Here is a 1,093-nt window from a genome sequence, read left to right on the forward strand (position 1 = left end):
ATGAAGACGAATTCCCGTCCCCGCTTCTCTTTCGTGAGATACCCGAGATCGGCTAAGTGGAGGAGATCCGTCCTGGCAGTTTCATACACCGTACCATACTGCTGCATGATCTCCCGGATCGTGAAGTACTGTTCGCGCTGCTCCATCATGGTGCGCAGGATATCTCCCTCCCGCTGGCTTATTTCCGGTATCGTTCGGACAATGGCCTTCGTGGCTGCCTGTTCAGCCTGTTTTGCTTCAAGATAGTTCAGCAGGTCTTTTCGTGCCGCATCGATGCAGGTGAGATTGTAGAGGAGGAAATAGGTGAGATCCATGTCATCGTATTCGGAGTGCAGGTACGCCAGGGAATACTTCTTCTTTGACCGGAGGATGATCCGGGAGATGGGCATATATTCAAAGAGCCAGTATCCCCGCGAGACAACGTACCAGTAGAAGATGCTGCGGGCGGTCCTCCCGTTCCCGTCCTCGAACGGGTGGATGTATCCGATGAGGTAGTGGAGGATGATCCCCTTAATAATCGGGTGGATGTAGTCTTCGCCCGGATCATTGGCTGTCCCGGTATCGTTTGCGAATGTGCAGAGAGCGTCTATCATGGGCACGATCTCGTGGAAATCCGGAGGTGTGTGGTAAATGACCCGGGTCACCGGGTTTGCAACAACAATATCATTGTTTGTCCGGAACTGCCCGACCGCATCGTCACGGATCGTCCCGTTTGTCACCAGCCGGTGGATCTCAAGAAGGAGAGCCGGCGTGAGCACAGCATCCTTGTGCTCAAGAATGAAGTTCATCGTCTCGTAATTGTTGGCCACCATCCGTTCGGAGACAGTTTTCGGCTTGCGGCCCTTCTTCAGCATCTCTTTTGCAACCTTCCGGGTTGTTGCCGCGCCCTCAAGAAGACTTGAGGCGATGGCCTCTTCCATGAACGAGTTGATGATGTAGGATGGTTCGAGCCGGATGGTCTTGTTGTGGATTTTGATGTTGCCGGAAAGATACCTGTCAATTGCATGAAGGTGCTTTACAATCTCCGGGATGATTGTATACACGAGTTTCACGGGAGGGTAGGCAACCTTCTCCTGCCGCATCTCCCGGTAGA

The 1,093-nt window shown here is 53.1% G+C and carries 1 protein-coding gene; it reads right to left on the bottom strand.

The window, feature by feature from the left end; genetic code table 11:
• Nucleotides 1-1,082, bottom strand: a 1,082-nt coding sequence (locus CW742_RS14700; RefSeq protein ID WP_292421677.1) for a Fic family protein, incomplete at its 3' end; no start/stop codon positions are given.
• Nucleotides 1,083-1,093: the final 11 nt, after the last annotated feature.

The sequence above is a fragment of the Methanoregula sp. genome (genome assembly GCF_002835825.1).
Lineage (GTDB): Archaea > Halobacteriota > Methanomicrobia > Methanomicrobiales > Methanospirillaceae > Methanoregula.